Genomic DNA, 18,440 nt, shown 5'->3' with positions numbered 1-18,440 from the left:
GGCATTGTGTCTGAGTTTGCTGTGAGCCTTCGGAATGTGAGTTTCGCCTATGAGGGCGCTCCCGTGCTGGAGGACGTGTCCATGGATGTCAGGCACGGCGATTTTATGGCCATCCTCGGTCCCAACGGCGGGGGCAAGTCCACGCTGCTCAAGATCCTGCTGGGGCTGCTGGCTCCCCAGAAGGGCAGCGTCTCCGTGCTCGGCCTCGCGCCGGGGCAGGCCGGAGGGCGCATCGGGTACATGCCGCAGTATACCCATGTTTCCAGCTCCTTTCCCATCACGGTGGAGCAGGCCGTGGTCATGGGGCTGGTCAAGGGAGGGCTGGCCGGCGTGGCCGGGCTGCGCACCGGGCGCGCGCCCGCGAAAAAGGCGGAAACCGCCCTGGACCGCGTGGGCATGCTCGCCCACCGCGAACGCAGGGTGTCCGGCCTTTCCGGCGGCCAGAAGCAGCGGGTGTTCATTGCCCGGGCCCTGGTTTCCGACCCGGAGCTGCTGCTCCTGGACGAGCCCACGGCCAGCGTGGACCAGCACCACCGCAACACCCTGTTCAGCCTGCTCAAGGAATTGAACGACGACATGACCATCATCATGGTCAGCCACGATATTTCCACGGTGGCCACCAGCGTCAAGTCCGTGGCCTGCGTGAACCATTCCCTGCATTTCCACGACGCCCCGGTCATCACGGGCGACATGTTCAAGATGGCCTACGGCGGAGACGAGAACAGCTGCCCCGTGGAGCTGGTGACCCACGGCGACATCCCGCACCGCGTGCTGGAGCATCATCACCTGAGCGACGTGAAGGACGAAGAAGAATGATCATGGAAGCACTGCACATGGAATTCATGCAGAACGCGCTCATGGCCGGCGTGCTGGCCAGCATCATCTGCGGGGTCATCGGCACCTTGGTGGTGGTCAACCGCATCGTGTTCATTTCCGGCGGCATTGCCCATGCCTCCTACGGCGGGGTGGGGCTGGCGTTCTTCCTGGGCCTGCCTGTCATGCCCGTGACCACGGTCTTTGCCCTGGCCGCCGCCATGGTCATGGCCTGGGTGACGCTGCGGCGGAAGGAGCGGGCAGATACCGTGGTGGGCGTGCTCTGGGCCGCAGGCATGGCCCTGGGGATCATTCTTCTGGATTTCACCCCCGGCTACAACGTGGACCTCATGAGCTACCTGTTCGGCAGCATCCTGGCCGTGCCAAGGGGCGATCTCTGGATCATCCTGGCCCTGACCCTCGTGGTCATGGGATTGACCCTGTCCTGCTACCGGGGATTCCTGGTCATGAGCTTCGACGAGGAGTTCGCCCAGGCCCGGGGCGTTCCCGTGACCCTGCTCTATTTCCTGCTCATGGGCATGATCGCCCTGAGCGTGGTCATGATCATCCGGGTGGTGGGATTGATACTGGTCATCGCCCTGCTGACCATCCCTCCCTACATGGCCGAGCGCTGGGCCCGTTCCCTGGGCGGCATGATGGTGACCTCGAGCCTGCTCAGCGTGCTGTTCTGCGTCAGCGGTCTGTGGATTTCCTATTACCTGGACATCACGTCGGGCGCGGCCATCATCGCGGTCGCCGCCGTCTGCTTTTTCCTGTCTCTGCTGGTTCCCGCAGGCCGGGGCAACGGGGAGGAGGGCTAGTCCCTGAGCCAGTCGCGGAGCCTTTTCTGGAATTCGGGCTCGATCATATACCTGACCCGGGAGAGCTGAGGCTTGGAGCGGGCGTAATAGACCGGCACCTTGGAGCCTTTCTGCAGGCGCTTCCACAGCACCTCGGGCATGTTCGCAACGCCGATGTACTCCACTCCGCTCAAATCGTAATAGCGGTAGCTGATGACAAGCAAGGTGCCGTCCTGGTCCGGGACGGCCTTTTTTTCGAACACGGTGGCGTGGACCAAGCGTTCGCCCATGGCCCTGGCCCGTTCCTGGCGGAAGATGTCGTAGGGAATCTGGGTGAGCAGCCAGACGAATCCTGCGGTGAAGGCCAGGCCCAGGGCATAGCGGAACAGGCGTACGGGCAGGGGACGGACCGGAGAGGTGCGGTGAAATTGATCTGCTGTCATACCGGAGTGATACCGCTAGACACGCATCTGCGCAAGGCCGTTTCCCCCTTGAAAACGGTTGCTTTTTGTTTTGCCGCGAATACAATGGTTGAACCGGACAAGGCTCCGGCGCGAGGGAAAGATGGATCAGAGCAAGTTGGGACATATAGAGGAAAGCATCCGGCGCATGACCGCGGTGGTGCGCGAGACTTCGGCACGCGCGGTGGCGCGCAGCTTTGGCGAGGACCCGGACGCCAAGCCGCTGGGCTGGTGGGTGCTTGCCTGCGGCGATCCGCTCGATCCGGATGATTTCCAGAGCCGGGACCAGGCCCGGGACCGCTTGCGCAACAAGGTGGAGGAGTGCGGCATCATGCTCACCGAGCACATCTGGGTCTGGGACGAATCCGAGGCCGCGCAGCTGGTCATCACCACCCTGCCCACGCGGGAGCGCGCTGAAAGGGTGGCCGCGAAGCTGAAGTCCAAGGGGCTCGCCATTCGCGTACGCAAGGAAAAGATCTAGGCCTCCCGTTGCAATGAAAGGATAAAACCTCGCATGGAATACCATGCGAGGTTTTTTGTTGTCCGGTATTGTGATCAATGAGGGCAGGGGGACGGGGCCCGTGACGGATTTGCGGCCCCTGGCATTTTTCTTGAGCGCGTCGGCAGTCGGGTCACGCAGTGACGGGTTCGTTTTGGGTGGTGTTGCCTTGTCGAATTTTGATCAGAAGCAGTGGCTGGAACAGCGCCATGACTATCGACAGGAGCCCCACCCATTCCATGTTGACCAAGGCTCCATCCTGTCCTGTCGACAGGATGGCCGATGCCAGTAAGGCACCGATTCCGTTGCCGAGGTGTTGTGTGGAGGAGAACAGGGACATGAAGGCGGCTCGCTCGTGGGGCTTCGGAAGCTTGGAGGCTTCGGTCGTGGCCGACACGTTTCGGAAGCAGACCATTCCCATGAACATGATGAACACGACCAGAAGGGAGGACGCTGGTTGGTGCATGAATCCGTCATACAGGAATATCACCAGCAGAAGGGTTCCCAGGATGTTGGTCGGTATCGGGCCGATTTTGTCCGAAGCCCTGCCGCCGATCTGGATCAGGATGAGGCTGAATACCCCGCCGACGAGATACAGGAAGCCGAGCGACGAACGGGGATACCCGAGGTTGAGTTGATAGTACGCTGAAATGTTCGGGATGATCGCATATGACGAAATCATTGCCGTTGCCATCATAATGAATGCCCTTAGAAATTTACGATCCGAGAGCAGCCGGGCCAGTGCGAGCGGCCGGTGTTCGCCCTTCAGGTGTTCCTTCATGGAGGGGGTGAACTGGAGAATGAACCAGAACACGATGAATCCGAGGATGGATATGGCATAGAAAGGTGTGCACCAAGTGCCCCTTTCGGCCAGTTCAAGGCCAAAGGGAATGGCCGCCACGGCTGCCACCGAAAAGGTCCCCATGACGATGCCCATGGCCTTTCCCCGCCGTTCGGGGGCACTGCGTCGCAGACGATGGAAAAGGCGATGGCGGCAGCCGGGCCTCCGAACAGTCCGGCCATAACTCTTGCTCCGATCAGCGTTGCCAGATTCCAGCAGAAGGTCGCCCCCAATGTTGCCAGGGAAAGCCCGAGCACGGCGACGAGAGCGACGTGTTTTCTGTCGAACCGGTCCAGAAACTTTGCGCAGGCAATCCCGGAGATGCCGACAGCCAACGTGTAGCACCCGCAGATGATGCCGATATCCGAATTGGTGACGGGCAGGATCTTGGATATGTCTGGTCCCAGCGGCATTACCATCATGAAATCAATGATGTTGATCAGTTGTATCATGGCTGCGATCCAGATGATTCGAGTTTCCTCTTTCATGTTTAGTCCTTTTCTTAAACGTATGGTGTCCATACGTCTTGGGTAAAAAAATTACAGATGTTCTTTGATCATTTTGGTGGCCTTAGTCAGGAATTTACCGAGCACCGCCCGGCTCTCGGCATCCAGTGAAGCGAGGAAGTCTTCCATTTCCCGGTGGTTCCTCAGGTGATAGTCGACATGGGCCTGATAGGCCGTCATCCCCTTTGCTGTCAGGTGGACCAGTTGGCGGGTGTTGTTGCTTTCGTCCGTTGATTTTTCAACCAAGCCCTTGTTTTCCAAGCGTTTTACGATTTGGGAGACCGTTCCTTTGGTTACGCCGACCAGTCTTGAGATTTCGGAGATGTAAACCTCTTTCCGGTCGCCGATCATCTGGATGATGTGAATTTCGCTTCGGTAGATATTCACATCCGTGCCAAAGGAATTGTGTATCTTGGTCGTGTTTGAAATTTTTTCGACCAGCAACAGATATTGTTCGACGATTGAGTCCATGGGTTGGATAATGTATGGACACCATACGTTTGTCAACGAAAAAAAGCGGTAGTGATTATGGTGTCTAACATCTTGTTTTCTTTTGCTTCCATGCCTATCCCGTATGGGAATTCATGTGAAAGCCCGTTCGAAAAACGTTGGTCTCGGCATTCGGGAAGCGGGAAAAAGAAACCCCTGCCATGATGGTCGCTCATGGCAGGGGCGTGTTTTTATGGATGCAAGGGAGCCCTGTTTCTAAAGGGCTCTCCGTTCCCATGAACTATTCGATCATTCCGAAATTGCGGAGCTCGGTCTCGATCTTTTCCTGGCGGATGGGCTTGGTGATGTAGGCGAGCGCCTGCCCCTGGATGAAGGCGCGCGAGGCGTTGGCGTCGTCGTCCAGGGCCGTGGTGACGATGGTTCGGGTCTGTTCCTGCTCGGGCACGCCGAATTCGGCCTCGATGGCCCGGATGTTTTCCAGGGCCTGGAGCCCGTCCATGCCGGGCAGCATGATGTCCATGAAGATGAGGTCGAAGGGGTCCTTGGCCTCCAGGGCCTCACGGAAGGCTTCCAGGGCGGCTTCGCCTGTTTCCACCACCACGCACTGGCCCCAGTCCTCCATGATCATCTTGAGGAATTCCTGGTTGATGAGCGTGTCTTCGACGATCAGGGTCTTCATCTTTCCCCCTGTTATTCAGCCCCGCCGGAAAGATACGGGGTCAGTTCGGCCACTTCCTCGAACAGGAAATGGTCCACCAGAAGGCAGAGCATGTGCCCGGCCGCAATGTGGATCTCCTGGATCACGGGCGTATCCCCGGACGGCACCAGCAGCAGGTAGTCGCTCACGGGCAGCATTTCGCCGCCGTGCTGGCCGGCCATACCCACAGTGATGACGTCGCGCTTGCGCGCCTCGCGCATGGCCCGGATGACGTTGGTGCTGGTGCCGGAGGTGGACAGTCCCACAAGCACGTCGCCCGGTGCGCCCAGGGCCATGACCTGCTTTTCGAACACTTCGTCGTAGCTGTAGTCGTTGCCGATGGCCGTGAGAATGGAGCTGTCCGTTGTCAGGGCGATGCCCGGCAGGGGCGGGCGCTCCATCTTGAAGCGGTTCACGAATTCCGCGGCCAGGTGCTGGCTGTCCGCTGCGCTGCCGCCGTTGCCGCAGAACATGACCTTGCCGCCGTTGGCCATGCACAGGGCCATGGTCTTGGCGATGTCCACAAGGGTTTCGGCCTTGTTCTGGAAAAATTTCTCGCGCGCCTCTATTCCGGCCTGCGCGTGATCCATGATTTTTTTCAGTGCGTTTTCTGACATTATGTTCTCCCTGAAGGGTATGTCTCGTGTTTGTCGAGAGTTCGTGAGGATAAAGCAATACTACGAACGATGCAATCAATACACAAAGGGACATGGGGAAGAAAAGACTTTTGTTTCCTAAACAATTGGGCTAGTGGAGCCCTTGGTAAGACTGCCCGCCACGCTGTTTTCGGCCTGCGCCCGAAGGGGTCCTCCAGACCGATGGCAATATATTCCAAAGAGTTGATGGAGAGAGAGTTTTATGACTGAATCACGCAAAGGCGTTGCCCGCCTGCTCATCAAGTGTTCGGACAGGCCCGGGATCGTGGCCGCCGTGTCCGGATTCCTGCATTCCCGCGGGGCCAACATCATCCACTCGGACCAGCATTCCTCGGATCCGCAGGGCGGCACCTTTTTCATGCGCAATGAATTCTATCTGCCCGGCCTGGACATGGACGGCCTGGAGGCCTTCAAGGAGGATTTCCGGCAGGAGGTGGCCACCAGGTTCGACATGGTGGACTGGAGCATGAACCCGACCTGGGTGCGCAAGAAGGTGGCCATCCTGGTTTCCCGCTACGACCACGCGCTCATGGAGCTGCTCTGGCGCTGGGCGCGGGGCGAGCTCTACGCGGACATCACCATGGTCATCAGCAACCACCCGGACCTGCGCGAGCCCGTGGAGGCGTTCGTGCCGTACCACCACGTTCCCTCGGGCAAGACTCCCGAGGAAAAGGACCTTGCCGAGGCCCGGATACTGGAGCTGATGAAAGGCAAGGCCGACGTGGTCATCCTGGCCCGCTACATGCAGATTCTCTCGCCCAGGTTCGTGGAAGCCTATCCCATGCAGATCATCAACATCCACCACTCCTTCCTGCCCGCCTTCGTGGGCGCGGATCCCTATCGCAGAGCCGCCGACCGGGGCGTGAAGCTCATCGGAGCCACGGCCCACTACGTGACCGCCGAGCTGGACCAGGGCCCGATCATCGAGCAGGACGTCATCCGCGTGAACCACAGCCACACCGTGGAGGACCTCAAGTCCTGCGGGGCGGACGTGGAACGACACGTTCTGGCCCGGGCCGTGCGCTGGCACATGGAGGACCGGGTCATCGTGGACGGGAACAAGACTATTGTGTTTCCCCGCTAGCAGGAGCCTGGGAAGCTGATTCGGCTTCCCGGGCTTTTTCTTTTCCATTGCCGAGCGAGACGCCGTAGAGGGCGAGGATCTCCGCCAGCTTGGCCGAGAGATTGGTGGTGGTGCGCGCCACCTGCTGCAAATTCACCAGGACCATGATGTCCACGCGCTGGGCCGCGCCTTTCCAGAGTTCCTGGAGCTGTTCCACCAGCTTGGGCGGTTCCAGGTTCAGGGTCTTAATCAGGTCCATGAGCTGCTGGGCCGTGCGCGAGCGGAACAGGAGGTATCCCTCGCGGCTGGTGTCCTTGGCGAACAGATTCTTCTTTCTGATCCGGTTCATGCGCGTGAGCTTTTCCACGGTTGCGTCGGACACGCGGCGCGCCCGGGCGCTCTTGACCATGATCTTGCCGCCCTCGGGAATGCCTATTTCGCGCAGCATGTGGATGAAGTGGTGCTCCAGCAGGAAGATGAGCACCCCTTCCAGGGCGTTGGTGTTGAAGTTGCGCATGAGCGGCGCGATGGGCTGGGTCTGCCCCGGGATGAATTTTTCCAGGGCCGCGAAAAAGTTGCGGGCGGTCATGCCGATGGCGAGGGTGGCCCCCACGCCGAGCGCGATGATCTGGTTGAGCAGGAACTCGAAGGACTGTTCCCGGTTCTGCTCGGCATCCGGCTGTTCGGCTCCTTCCTTCTTCTTCATGATCCTCTGGGAATACTCCTCGGCAAAGTTCGCGGCGACGCCGTCGATGCACACGATGCGCGCGGCGTTGAAGTAGTCGCTTTCCCTGAGAAATCCCTCGGGCATGAACGAGAGGCCCTTGGTCAGGGTGTGCTGCACGATCTTGGCAGTGCGCCGTTCCTTGAACCCCGCGTCGGAAAGTTCGTAGGTCTTCTGGATGCGGGTCTTCTCGATGGCGGCCGTGGTGGGGTTGAGCTGGGCGAGGATGTCGTCGAACAGGAAACGGATGACCAGGAAATTCTTTTCCTTGGACAGGGAGTAGGTCTTGTTTTCCAGGATGCTCTTGTGGGCGGCTTCCACCCGCTTGGTCACGAACTGCTGCACGAACGCGTGCCAGAAATTCTCGTTCAGTTCGTGCTGTTCGATGAGCGAGCTGTATTCGTTGAGCGACCCCTGCCCGAAATAGCGCAGCACCACTTCCTCGAAGTTGTCGGTGATGAGCGCCATGCCGTAGACGATGCCCTGGATGCTCTTGGTGAGCAGCACCTCGGTGTTGTGCAGCTGGGAGCCGTATTTGTCGATGGCTTCCTGGTCGCTGTTGGAAACGGCCTTTTCGTACCGGGTGATCAGGGTCATGAACACGCCGGTCATCTTCTGTATGTAGTCGTACCCCGGATGCCTGCCCCGGTTGCACATGAGTTCGATGACGCTTTTCTGCTGGGCCTTGAGCAGGGGGAACTCGTTGATGTTGCCGTGGTTGACGCGCACGAATTCCAGCAGCAGTTCCCGCTCCATCACTTCCCGCAGGGCGGAGCTGTCCTTGAGCTGCCGGAGCCGCTTCTGGTAGGCGAGATACCGCTGTTCCCGGCTCAGTTGTGGGGCGCCTTGCGGCGCAAAGCTTTCGTCGTTCATTCTTTTTCGCTGTGCGGTTGATCCGGTTTCGCTACCATACAGTTTGTTACAGCTAATGGAATAGCTCAATATATTTTGCAAAGCAATAATGCCGGGCCTTCTGGTGGCCACAAGGCGCTGGCATTGCGTATTTTCTTGGGCTATGTTTCGCGGGTCATGCAGAAACAGAGATCCCATACAAGCCCGGCCCCGCCCATTTTTCCGCCGGAAGGCGGTGTGCGCGGGTGATCATTTGTACGCGCTGCGGCGCTCCCAACCTGGACGAGGCGCGTTTTTGCGCCAAGTGCCGCCACAAGCTCCAGTCTTCGCGCAAGGCGGTGCAGACGGAGGATTCCTCCTGGCAGCGCCTGGAAAAGATGACCAATCGTTTCAGTGAAAAGGACCGCGCCGAGCTTTTGCGCATGGCCGAGGCCTGCGGCTATTCCCTGGCCGTGGTTGCGGCCGTCGTCTTCAGCACATTGTACGGCGACTGGCGGCCCTTGTACGCGGTCATCGGGGTGGTGGCCCTGGTCGCCTGGATCCGCAAAATATGAATGCATCCCGGCTGCGCACAATGGCTTGTGCGCGCGGCGCACCACAGGCGTGAGATCTTGCTCGGCTCGAATACCCGCCGACAATTCACTTAACATGGCAAGCGGGCTGTTCTCGGCCGGCTATTGCGCTTCCGTGGCGTTGAGGCCTTCCAGGGCCCTGCGCAGGTCCTCGTCCAGCAGGTCGGGGATGGGCCGGTTCCAGAAGTCCTCGGTGGCCTGCTCGTCCAGGGTCTTTTCCGCGCAGACCACGATGCGCCGCATGTCCGGGCATTCCGGGTTGGAATACTCCACGATGCTGCACTTGGAGGGGCGGTCAAAGGTATAGGGAATGGTTCGGGTGGTCTTGAGGAAGTCCTTGCCCTGCACCTTGATGTAGCCGCCGCCCACGCCGCAGAAGAACTTGGCCTCCTTGTTGGCGTAGAAGGTGCTGAACAGGTAGACTCCGTCCCGGACCTTGGCCACGTAGTTGAAATCGATCACGTCCTTGCACATCATCTTGGCCATGACCTGGCGGCACAGATCCACGTTCATGTTGTCGAGTTCGTCGGCGCAGGCCGGGGCGGCCCACAGCAGGCAGGCGGACAGAAGGAGCAGGGTGGTCAGTATGGTGCGGCGCATAGTGTCTATTCCATCATAAGGAAGGGTTGGAACCCCTCCGGGCCGGGGGTTTCGCACTGTTCCTTGCAGCCCGCGCACTGGTAGCTGTCCTTCTTGTGGTACCAGACGGCCCGGTGCGCGCACTTGCAGCCAAAATATTCATAGACGGACTTGTCCACTGTCCCACGATAGCGGACATAGCCTTCCTTTTTCAGATATTCCGTAAATTTCATGCCTTTTTCCGTGGCGGCACACTGCCGCGTTGAGGGTGGCCGGCGCCATCCCGTAGCAATTCACGGTGCATGGTAAGAGACTCATCGGCCCAATTGCAAGGATAATTTAGGGGTTGCGTTGACAGCCGTGCCCTGTGCGGCGTTATACTGGGGCAAATTCCCGGGGAGGTTCCCATGGGCCGGATCAAGACCTTTATCCACGACCTGCTGGAGGAACAGTATGCGCCGTCCCTGCGGGCGCGGGTGTTCCGGGCGGGGCTTATCGCCCTGATTACGCTCAATGTGCTGGCCTACATGCTGGAGACCGTGCACGAGATCTCCGCGCCGCACCGGCATTGGTTCCTGGCCTTCGAGCGTTTTTCCGTGTGCGTGTTCACCGTGGAATACGTGCTGCGGGTCTGGGTCTGCGACCAGTGCCTTGTGGACGACCACCCCGTGCTCTGCCGCGTCCGGTTCATGTTTCGTCCGCTCATGCTCGTGGATCTACTGGCCATCCTGCCGTTCTACCTGCCCCTGCTCATTCCCATGGACCTCATCTTCCTGCGCACCCTGCGTCTGCTGCGCCTGGCCCGGGTGCTCAAGCTGGGCCGCTATTCAGACGCCATGCAGGTCTTCGGGGCCGTGGTCCGGAACAAGAAGGAGCAGCTCGCCGTGGTCTGCTTCATCCTCTGCATCCTGCTCGTGGTGGCCTCGAGTCTGGTCTACCACTTCGAGCACGAGGCCCAGCCCGCCGTGTTCGGGTCCATTCCCGAGTCCCTGTGGTGGGCGGTCATCACCCTGACCACCGTGGGCTACGGCGACGTTTATCCGGTCACGGCCATGGGGCGGATCATGGCCTCGCTCATCGCCCTGCTGGGCATCGGCATGTTCGCGCTTCCCGCGGGCATCCTGAGCGCCGGTTTCGTGGAGTGGCGGGAGAGGCAGGAAAAGCCCAAGGTTTGTCCCCATTGCGGAAAACGGATCGAGTGAGTGAGGTCGCCCCAAGGGAACCTCTGAAGGCTTGAACCATTGCTCAGATATCGATGTTACGGCTTTGTTTCAGGGCTGCCGGTGGGTTGCGGCTGTCAAGCGGTAAGTCAATGAAATGCCCATATTTTTTCTGTGGATTTTCCGGGGAATTCTCTTCCCAGCCCTAGGGTCTTGTGGTATATAGTTTCTCGCTTCAGCGCCTTCCTTTTTTCCTTCCCGGATACGAACTTCATTGTCGAAAACCCCACCCGGTCTAGAGTTGTTATTTTTTTTTTCTAAACTTGTTCTAGAAAAACCCCTGTATTTTCGGGGGAGTGCTATTTCTCTACATGTGGAAAAAGTTTTCCAATCGCGTGTAATCGGGTGAGAGTTGCTGTAATTCCTGCGTGCGGCTCGAGTAACGAAAAAAAGACCAATACCCCCCTGTACAAAAAAAAACCTGTGGGTTACATCTGTTTTCGTGCTTCGGCGCATTCCCTTTTCGGGAAAAGCCGATGCGAATCGAAGTCTGGCGACCGGTCGGAACCGGCCTTTCTGGGCAGAGAAGGGCGCAGATTCCGAACGGCTCGGCCGGGGTTCCGGCCTCGCCTGAATTCGATTTTCAGTATTAATTCAGTATGCGCCGTTCTGGCGCAATGACGAGGGGATAATGGACAAACCTACTGGTGTGTGGAATTGCGTTCGCGGTTTTGAGCATTTCAGCCTGTGCGACTGGCCGGGCAGAACCTCATGCGTCATCTTTCTCGGCGGATGCAATCTTCGATGCCCCACCTGCCACAATTTTGAGCTTGCCTGGGAAATGCACAGGCTTCCGGTCATCCCGGAAAACGATCTCAAGGTGTTTTTGCGCAACCGCGCAAAATGGCTCGACGGAGTGACCGTGACCGGAGGGGAGCCCACCAATGTCCCGGGACTTGGCGAGCTTCTTTTTGCGATCAGGAAAAACAACCTGCCCATCAAGGTGGATTCCAACGGCATGCGGCCCGAGGTGGTTCGGGACATTCTCGAATACCGTCTGGCCGACGTCTTTGCCGTGGACGTCAAGGGGCCGTACTCCAAGTACCCTGAGCTGACCGGCGACGCCATGTCCGCCATTGCCGCCAAGTCCAATCTCGAGCAGATCTTCGATCTGGCGCGGCAGTTCCCCAAGTCGTTCTATTTCCGCCTGACCAAGGTTCCCGGCCTCACCGCCGAGGACATTGCCGAGGCCAGGTCGTATTTGCCGGAAGGGTTTGAATTGAAATTGCAGGATTATGTGCCACCTAGAAGGAGGAAGACCGAGCATGCCCAGCCAGATCATGAAACGCGACGGGCGGCTGGAAACGTGGTCAACTGACCGCATCGCCCACGCCATTTTCAAAGCGCTCAACGCCAACGGCATCAAGGATCCGCTGCTTGCCAAGCGTCTTGGCAAGAAAGTGGAGCAGAAGCTCGAAGGTGTTGACATCCCCGAGCAGGAGCATGTTCAGAACATGGTCGAGCAGGTGCTCATGGAAGCGCGCCAGTACGATGTGGCCAAGAAGTACATCGTCTATCGCGAATCCCGCCGCGCCATCCGTTCCCAGAGGGAAGCCGTTCTCGACGTCATGAACGTCATCGACGAATACCTGGGCAAGGCCGACTGGCGCGTCAACGAGAACGCCAACATGACCCACTCCTTCCAGGGCATGATGCTCCACCTTTCCGGCACGGTCCAGGCGCGCTACGCCCTGGAAAAGTACCCCGAGGAAGTCCGCCTGGCCCACGAGCACGGCTATTTCCATATCCATGACCTTTCCTTTGGCCTGGCCGGGTACTGCGCGGGCTGGTCCCTGCGCGACCTGCTGCTGGAGGGTTTCAATCTGGAGGGCCGCGCCTCTGCCGGGCCCGCCAAGCATTTCGACACGGCCCTGGGCCAGATGAACAACTTCCTGGGCACGCTTCAGAACGAGTGGGCCGGGGCCCAGGCCTTCAACAACGTGGACACCTACCTGGCGCCGCTGATCCGCAACGACGGTCTTTCCTACGACCAGGTGCGCCAGTGCATGCAGAAGTTCGTGTTCAACCTGAACACCACCTCGCGCTGGGGCGGCCAGTCGCCGTTCACCAACCTGACCTTCGACCTGGTGGCTCCCAAGCACATCGCCAACGAGCCGGTCATCATCGGCGGCAGGTTCCACGACTCCCTGACCTACGGCGAGTTCGAGGAAGAGATGGCCATGATCAACAAGGCCTTCATCGAGGTCATGATCGAAGGCGACTACCATGACCGCATCTTCTCCTTCCCGATCCCGACCTATAACGTCACCGAGGATTTCCCGTGGGATTCCGAGATCGGCGAACTGCTGCTCAAGCTCACGGCCAAGTATGGCGTCCCGTACTTCCAGAACTTCATTAGCTCGGATCTCAATCCCGAGGACGTGCGTTCCATGTGCTGCCGTCTGCAGATGGACCTGCGCGAGCTGCGCACCAAGACCGGCGGCCTGTTCGGCGCGGGCGACCTGACCGGCTCCATCGGCGTGGTCACCCTGAACCTGCCCAAGCTGGCCTACCTGGCCCAGTCCGAGGACGAGTTCCTGGACATGATCACCGAATACGCCGAGCTGGCCAAGGATTCCCTGGAATTCAAGCGCAAGGTCGTGGAGGACAACCTGGAAAAGGGCATGTTCCCCTGGTCCAGGCGCTACCTCAAGAACGGCCTCAACGCCCATTTCTCCACCATCGGCATCCTGGGCGGCCACGAGGCCTGCCTGAACCTGCTGGGCAAGGGCATCGAGACCGAGTCCGGCGTGCGCTTCATGCGCCGCACCCTCAACCACCTGCGCCGGGTCACCTCCCGGTTCCAGGAGGAAACCGGGCACCTCTACAACCTGGAAGCCACGCCCGCCGAAGGCACCAGCTACCGGCTGGCCAAGATCGACAAGGCGCTTTACGCCGACATCAAGACCCAGGGCAACGGCACCCCGTATTACACCAACTCCACGGCGCTGCCCGTGGGCATCTCCGATGACGTGCTCTACGCCCTGGAGCATCAGAACAACCTGCAGCCGCTCTATACCGGCGGCACGGTGTTCCACACCTTCCTGGGCGAGGCGGTTTCCGATATCCAGGCGCTCAAGAGCTTCATCATCAAGGCTTTCACCAAGACCAAGATTCCCTATGTGTCCGTGACTCCCACCTTCTCCATCTGCAAGGAGCACGGCTATATCCAGGGCGAACACTTCGAGTGCCCGACCTGCGGGCAGGAAGCGGAAGTGTATACGCGCATTGTGGGCTATTACCGCCCGGTGTCGCGCTGGAACAAGGGCAAGCAGGCCGAATACACGGACCGCGTGGTTTTCGGCGACTGCCTCTGCTCCTGATTACGGTCCTCCTAAAACGGGTATATACTAACCTCCAACACAGCAGGGGGGTGGTGGCTTCGGCCCCACCCCCTTGTTGTGTCAGGCGGCTGAAAAGCGCACATTCACGGCGTTGCCGCAAGAAATCCGATTCCTCGTGTACGTGGTTGTACACGTCGGGTCCGGCTTTCTTTTTGCGCCTTGTGACTGCACGCTTTTGAGCCGCCTGAGAGAATTGCTGAAAAGCGCACATTCACGGCGTTGCCGCAAGAAATCCGATTCCTCGTGTACGTGGTTGTACACGTCGGGTCCGGCTTTCTTTTTGCGCCTTGTGACTGCACGCTTTTGAGCCGCCTGAGGGAATTGCTGTAAGCGCACATTCAGGCGTTACCGCAAGAAATCCGATCCCTCGTGTACGTGGTTGTACATGTCGGGTTCGGCTTTCTTTTTGCGTCTTATGACTGCACGCTTTTGAGCCGCCTGAGGGAATTGCTGTAAGCGCACATTCAGGCGTTGCCGCAAGAAATCCGATTTCTCGTGTACGTGGTTGCACACGTCGGGTCCGGCTTTCTTTTTGCGCCTTGTGACTGCACGCTTTTGAGCCGCCTGAAAGAATTCGCTGAAAAGCGCACGATCTGTTCGTTGCTGCAACCAAGCCAATCCTTGGCGTATGTCTTAATACGCGTCAGGCCGGGCTTTGTTTTGCGCCATCGCTGTTGTTTTTATTCGTAAGACTCGCTTGAATGGCTCGCCTCACGACGAAATCTTTCGCTCGCACTCTTCTGAGTCATCTGAAATATTGGATCAAAAGAAAAGGCCGGAACATCAGTTCCGGCCTCGCTAAAAAGTCTTGAGGGGGAGAGCCCGAGAGGGGGAACTTCTTCAGAAGTTCCCCCTCTCGGGTTTATTCTTCAATCCCGTTGCGGGCGATCTCGATGAGAGTACGCACGGCGAATCCGCTGGCCCCGCCCATGTGGATGGGGTTCTTTTTCATGCCGTCGGCCGGACCGGCGATGTCCAGGTGGGCCCAGCGGGTGTTCTCCTCGATGAACTGCTTGAGGAACACCGCCGCGTTGCTGGCCCCGCCCATGCGGTCGCCCACGTTCATCATGTCCGAGACGTCGGACTTGAGCGGCTCGAAATAGAGATCCCAAAGCGGCAGGGGCCAGAACTTGTCGCCCACGCGCTTGCCCGTGTCGCGGATCTGATCGCGCAGGGCCTCGTCGTCGCAGAACACCCCGGCCACCTCGGTGCCCAGGGCCACAACGCACGCGCCGGTGAGGGTGGCCAGGTCGATGACCGCCTCGGTGTCGTATTCCTGCTGGGCCCAGGTCAGGGCGTCGCAGAGGATGAGACGGCCTTCGGCGTCGGTGTTGATGATTTCCACGGTCTTGCCGGACAGGGTGCGCACGATGTCGCCGGGCCGCGTGGCGTTGCCGTCGGGCATGTTGTCCGTGCAGGGCATGACGCCCACGATGCGCCGCTTGATGTCGGAATGGCCCAGGGCCTCGAAGAGCCCGAAGATGGCCCCTGCCCCGCACATGTCGCACTTCATTTCGTGCATCTTGGCGCTGGGTTTGATGGAGATGCCGCCCGTGTCAAAGGTGATGCCCTTGCCCACGAACACGATGGGCCGGTCCGTCTCGGTGCCCTTGGGCGCGTGTTCCATGACAATGAACTTGGGGTCTTCCTGCGCGCCTTTGAATACGGCCTCGAACGCGCCCATTCCCAGCTTGAGCACGTCCTTGCGCTCCAGCACCCGCACCTTGAAGCCGTACCGCTTGCCCATGTCCTGGGCGGTCCTGGCCAGGAAGGTGGGGGTCACGTGGTTGGCCGGGCCGTTGCCCAGGTCGCGGGTCTTGATGACGCCCTTGGCCGCTGCCTGGCCGCGCTCGGCTCCGGCCTGGATTTCCCTGGCCGCGTCCTCGTCGGCCGAGAACAGGGTCAGTTCCTCGATGGCGAAGTCGTCGTCCTCGGTCCTGGTCTTGAATTCGTCGTAGGAATACAGGGACAGGGAGGCGGCGCAGACGATTTCCTCGGCCATGACCGACATGGGTTCGCCCAGCCTGGAAAGGTTCTCCATGTTCACGGCGCAGCTCTCGGCCTTGAGCGCCTTGCAGCGCTGGATTGCCGTGGCCGTGGAGAAGCGCAGGCCCTCCAGGTCGAACCTGTCGCGCTTGCCCAGGCCCACCACGATGATGCGGCGCAGCAGGCTGCCCGCCGGGGCGTAGAGCACCACGGTTTCCTTGGCTTTGCCCGTGAAGTCCTTGAGCGCGGGGCTGTCCTTGATCCACCCGGCCTCCTCGGCCAGGGCCGGGACGGTCTCGGGCAGCGATTCGCCCTCAAAGCCGAAAAGAATCACAGTCTTGAAATTCCAACCAGTTGCATGAGCGTCGAGATAACGAATTTCCATGATATATCTGTCTCCGTTTGCGGGTTGCGATATCCTATCCGGTAGCACCGGAGGCTAGCCTAGTTTGTGCGGATTGTCATGGGGGGAGGGGAGAAAAAGAAGCCCCGGTTCATCCGGGGCTTTTGAGTCAAAGAAGCTGGGCGGCGGCGTGGAGCGCCTTGTTCAGTTCCCGGTCCAAGATGGCGTACAGCTTGTCCATGTCCACGGGTTTGGCCAGGTAGTCGTTCATGCCCGCATCGAGAAATTTTTCCTTGTCGCCGGGCATGGCGTATGCCGTGACCGCCACAATGGGGATGTCCTGCTTGTCCCGCCCCGCCTTTCCCCTGCGGATGCGGCGTGTGGCCTCCATCCCGTCCAAGGTCGGCATCTGGATGTCCATGAGCACGAGATCATGGTCGCCGGAACGGATCATTTCCATTGCCTCCGCTCCGTTGCCCGCGACATCCACTTCCAGGTTTCGCAGTTCCAGCTGCCTTCGGAGCACGGCCCGGCTCACGGCGTCGTCTTCCACCAGCAGAATCCTGTATGGGCCGGAGCGGCTGTTCTTCGACAGGGCCAGCACGGGACTGTCCCCGGCCCGGCAGGCCTCCTTCAGGGGAAGGCATATGCCGATCTCCGTGCCCGCTCCTTCCTCCGTGGAGATGGCGAGGGTGCCCCCCATGAGCTCGGTGAGCCTGCGGACAATGGCCAGCCCGAGCCCCGCTCCGCCGTATCTGCGTATCATGAAGTTTTCCCCCTGGGTGAAGGGGGAGGTTATTTCCCGCATCATTTCCTCGGAGACGCCCGGGCCGGTGTCGCGGACCGTGAACAGGGCCAGCAGCTGCCCGTCGCTTTTGGGGTGCAGCCGTTGCGCGGAGATTTCCACTTGCCCGCGTTCGGTGAACTTCACGGCGTTGCCCACCACATTGAAGAGGATCTGCCGCAGCCGGACCTCGTCGCCGAAGACCGTGGCGGGAAGCTCCTGGTCGATGGTCAGCCGCAGGTCGATGTCTTTTCCCTTGGCCTCGTTCCCGTATATCTCCCTGATCCCGTAGAGTGTTTCCGGCAGGTTGAACCCGGCCTCGTGAATGTGCATCTTTCCCGCCTCCAGGCGGGAGAGGTCCAGGATGTCGCTGAGCAGCAGGGTCAGGCGGCGCGAGGAGGTTGTGGCCATCTCCACATAGGAGTGCTGCTCGCCGTTGAGCCGGGTGTTTTCCAGCAGTTGCAGCATGCCCAGGATGCCGTTGAGAGGGGTCCTGATTTCGTGGCTCATGTTGGCGAGGAATTCGCTCTTGGCACGCATGGCGGCTTCGGCGTCCAGCTTGGCCTGTCGCAGTTCGTTTTCGATGGCCTTCTGCTCGGTGACGTCCTGGACCGTCCCGAGGGAACGCAGGGCCGCGCCGGAGCTGTCGTAAAATGTCCGGCACCGCTCATAGACGTGCCGGGTCTCGCCAGACTTGGTGATGATGCGGTGGATGATGTCGTATTGCTTCCCGTCCTGCAGGGACTGGCCGTATTTTTTTCTGACCAGGTCCAGGTCCTCGGGGTGGATGAGCGCGAAAAAGGCGTCCAGGGTGCCGTCGAAATCCTCCCGCTGCATGTCGAAGATGCGGAAGACCTCGTCCGACCATGACAGGACGTTGTTCTGGATATCCAGGTCCCAGTGTCCCATGCGGCCGATGCGCTGGGCGTCCTTGTACCGTTCCCGGCTGATGCTCAGCTCCATTTCGGCGTTGGCCACGCGCCTGGAGTCGCGGTAGCGTTTCGTCAGGTCGATGGCGCCGATGAAAAGCAACGCGAGACCGGCAAGGAGCAGGGCGTAGGTCGCGAAGTGCAGGTCCGGCATGGTTCCATCCTCGGGCCGTGGTTGGACGGCCCTTTCGGAAGGTTGATTTCTCTATGCTCTAGAGAGCACGCGAACCTGCCGGAGGCAATTAGAATTCGGTAGGGAGGAAATCCTGCGGGGCCTTGCCTTTTGATGTGGCCCTTGCCCGAACAGGGGACAGTTGAAGC

18 protein-coding genes and 1 pseudogene are annotated in these 18,440 nt (G+C 59.8%); 8 read left to right on the top strand and 11 right to left on the bottom strand.

Annotation, left to right across the window (positions count from 1 at the left end):
• Positions 1-6: 6 nt before the first annotated feature.
• Positions 7-816 carry a metal ABC transporter ATP-binding protein gene (locus FGL65_RS15265; RefSeq protein ID WP_250645508.1) on the top strand — a complete coding sequence of 270 codons (810 nt, stop codon included), beginning with the start codon at positions 7-9 and terminating at the stop codon, positions 814-816.
• Complete coding sequence (locus FGL65_RS15260) at positions 816-1,634, top strand: metal ABC transporter permease (RefSeq protein ID WP_187170619.1); 819 nt, start codon at positions 816-818, stop codon at positions 1,632-1,634. The genes FGL65_RS15265 and FGL65_RS15260 overlap by 1 nt, the downstream gene beginning before the upstream one ends.
• Here the strand turns inward: FGL65_RS15260 and FGL65_RS15255 are convergent.
• On the bottom strand, positions 1,631-2,056 hold the full coding sequence (locus FGL65_RS15255; protein WP_147822127.1) for a DUF3592 domain-containing protein: 426 nt from the start codon (positions 2,054-2,056) through the stop codon (positions 1,631-1,633). The genes FGL65_RS15260 and FGL65_RS15255 overlap by 4 nt on opposite strands.
• A 121-nt stretch (positions 2,057-2,177) precedes the next feature.
• Between FGL65_RS15255 and FGL65_RS15250 the strand changes: the two genes are divergently transcribed.
• The gene (locus FGL65_RS15250) at positions 2,178-2,555 is read left to right on the top strand and encodes a hypothetical protein (protein WP_147822126.1); all 378 of its coding nucleotides are present in this window, start codon (positions 2,178-2,180) and stop codon (positions 2,553-2,555) included.
• Between the two features lie 151 nt (positions 2,556-2,706).
• On the opposite strand, the gene FGL65_RS15245 is transcribed toward FGL65_RS15250, so the two are convergent.
• The 5 genes and pseudogenes from FGL65_RS15245 to FGL65_RS15225 form a co-directional block, all read right to left on the bottom strand.
• Entirely contained in the window at positions 2,707-3,546 is an 840-nt protein-coding gene (locus FGL65_RS15245; RefSeq protein WP_431830896.1) for an MFS transporter, read from the bottom strand.
• Positions 3,547-3,584: 38 nt separating this feature from the next.
• Positions 3,585-3,827, bottom strand: a pseudogene (locus tag FGL65_RS18780) (MFS transporter); the annotation flags it as partial.
• 126 nt (positions 3,828-3,953) lie between these two features.
• The gene (locus FGL65_RS15235; RefSeq protein ID WP_147822123.1) at positions 3,954-4,391 is read right to left on the bottom strand and encodes a MarR family winged helix-turn-helix transcriptional regulator; all 438 of its coding nucleotides are present in this window, start codon (positions 4,389-4,391) and stop codon (positions 3,954-3,956) included.
• Between the two features lie 259 nt (positions 4,392-4,650).
• Positions 4,651-5,049, bottom strand: a complete 399-nt coding sequence (locus FGL65_RS15230) for a response regulator (protein ID WP_147822122.1) — start codon at positions 5,047-5,049, stop codon at positions 4,651-4,653.
• Between the two features lie 11 nt (positions 5,050-5,060).
• On the bottom strand, positions 5,061-5,684 hold the full coding sequence (locus tag FGL65_RS15225; RefSeq protein ID WP_147822121.1) for a D-sedoheptulose 7-phosphate isomerase: 624 nt from the start codon (positions 5,682-5,684) through the stop codon (positions 5,061-5,063).
• 241 nt (positions 5,685-5,925) lie between these two features.
• Between FGL65_RS15225 and purU the strand changes: the two genes are divergently transcribed.
• Positions 5,926-6,807 (top strand): formyltetrahydrofolate deformylase, encoded by an 882-nt coding sequence (gene purU, locus FGL65_RS15220; RefSeq protein WP_147822120.1) that lies wholly within the window; start codon positions 5,926-5,928, stop codon positions 6,805-6,807.
• On the opposite strand, the gene FGL65_RS15215 is transcribed toward purU, so the two are convergent.
• A complete protein-coding gene (locus FGL65_RS15215; protein WP_187170407.1) occupies positions 6,788-8,383 on the bottom strand; it encodes a hypothetical protein in 1,596 nt (531 codons plus the stop codon). The two genes, purU and FGL65_RS15215, sit on opposite strands and share 20 nt — an antisense overlap.
• A 224-nt stretch (positions 8,384-8,607) precedes the next feature.
• Between FGL65_RS15215 and FGL65_RS15210 the strand changes: the two genes are divergently transcribed.
• A complete protein-coding gene (locus FGL65_RS15210) occupies positions 8,608-8,916 on the top strand; it encodes a zinc-ribbon domain-containing protein (protein ID WP_187170406.1) in 309 nt (102 codons plus the stop codon).
• Between the two features lie 120 nt (positions 8,917-9,036).
• Here the strand turns inward: FGL65_RS15210 and FGL65_RS15205 are convergent, their stop codons facing one another.
• A complete protein-coding gene (locus FGL65_RS15205; protein ID WP_147822118.1) occupies positions 9,037-9,534 on the bottom strand; it encodes a hypothetical protein in 498 nt (165 codons plus the stop codon).
• A 5-nt stretch (positions 9,535-9,539) separates the two neighbouring features.
• The gene (locus FGL65_RS15200) at positions 9,540-9,746 is read right to left on the bottom strand and encodes a DNA-binding protein (RefSeq protein ID WP_147822117.1); all 207 of its coding nucleotides are present in this window, start codon (positions 9,744-9,746) and stop codon (positions 9,540-9,542) included.
• Positions 9,747-9,920: 174 nt separating this feature from the next.
• Between FGL65_RS15200 and FGL65_RS15195 the strand changes: the two genes are divergently transcribed.
• From FGL65_RS15195 to FGL65_RS15185, 3 genes are all read left to right on the top strand, one after another.
• Positions 9,921-10,715 (top strand): ion transporter, encoded by a 795-nt coding sequence (locus FGL65_RS15195; protein ID WP_147822116.1) that lies wholly within the window; start codon positions 9,921-9,923, stop codon positions 10,713-10,715.
• A 649-nt stretch (positions 10,716-11,364) separates the two neighbouring features.
• A complete protein-coding gene (locus FGL65_RS15190; protein ID WP_147822115.1) occupies positions 11,365-12,051 on the top strand; it encodes an anaerobic ribonucleoside-triphosphate reductase activating protein in 687 nt (228 codons plus the stop codon).
• Positions 11,999-14,056, top strand: a complete 2,058-nt coding sequence (locus FGL65_RS15185; protein ID WP_147822114.1) for a ribonucleoside triphosphate reductase — start codon at positions 11,999-12,001, stop codon at positions 14,054-14,056. Before FGL65_RS15190 ends, FGL65_RS15185 begins: the two co-directional genes overlap by 53 nt.
• Positions 14,057-14,939: 883 nt before the next feature.
• Here the strand turns inward: FGL65_RS15185 and FGL65_RS15180 are convergent.
• Positions 14,940-16,448 (bottom strand): leucyl aminopeptidase, encoded by a 1,509-nt coding sequence (locus FGL65_RS15180; RefSeq protein WP_147822113.1) that lies wholly within the window; start codon positions 16,446-16,448, stop codon positions 14,940-14,942.
• A gap of 127 nt (positions 16,449-16,575) precedes the next feature.
• Positions 16,576-18,273 carry a PAS domain-containing hybrid sensor histidine kinase/response regulator gene (locus FGL65_RS15175; protein WP_147822112.1) on the bottom strand — a complete coding sequence of 566 codons (1,698 nt, stop codon included), beginning with the start codon at positions 18,271-18,273 and terminating at the stop codon, positions 16,576-16,578.
• Positions 18,274-18,440: the final 167 nt, after the last annotated feature.

It is taken from the genome of Salidesulfovibrio onnuriiensis, from assembly GCF_008001235.1.
Lineage (GTDB): Bacteria > Desulfobacterota > Desulfovibrionia > Desulfovibrionales > Desulfovibrionaceae > Pseudodesulfovibrio > Pseudodesulfovibrio onnuriiensis.
This window is presented reverse-complemented; position numbering and strand designations above follow the sequence as displayed.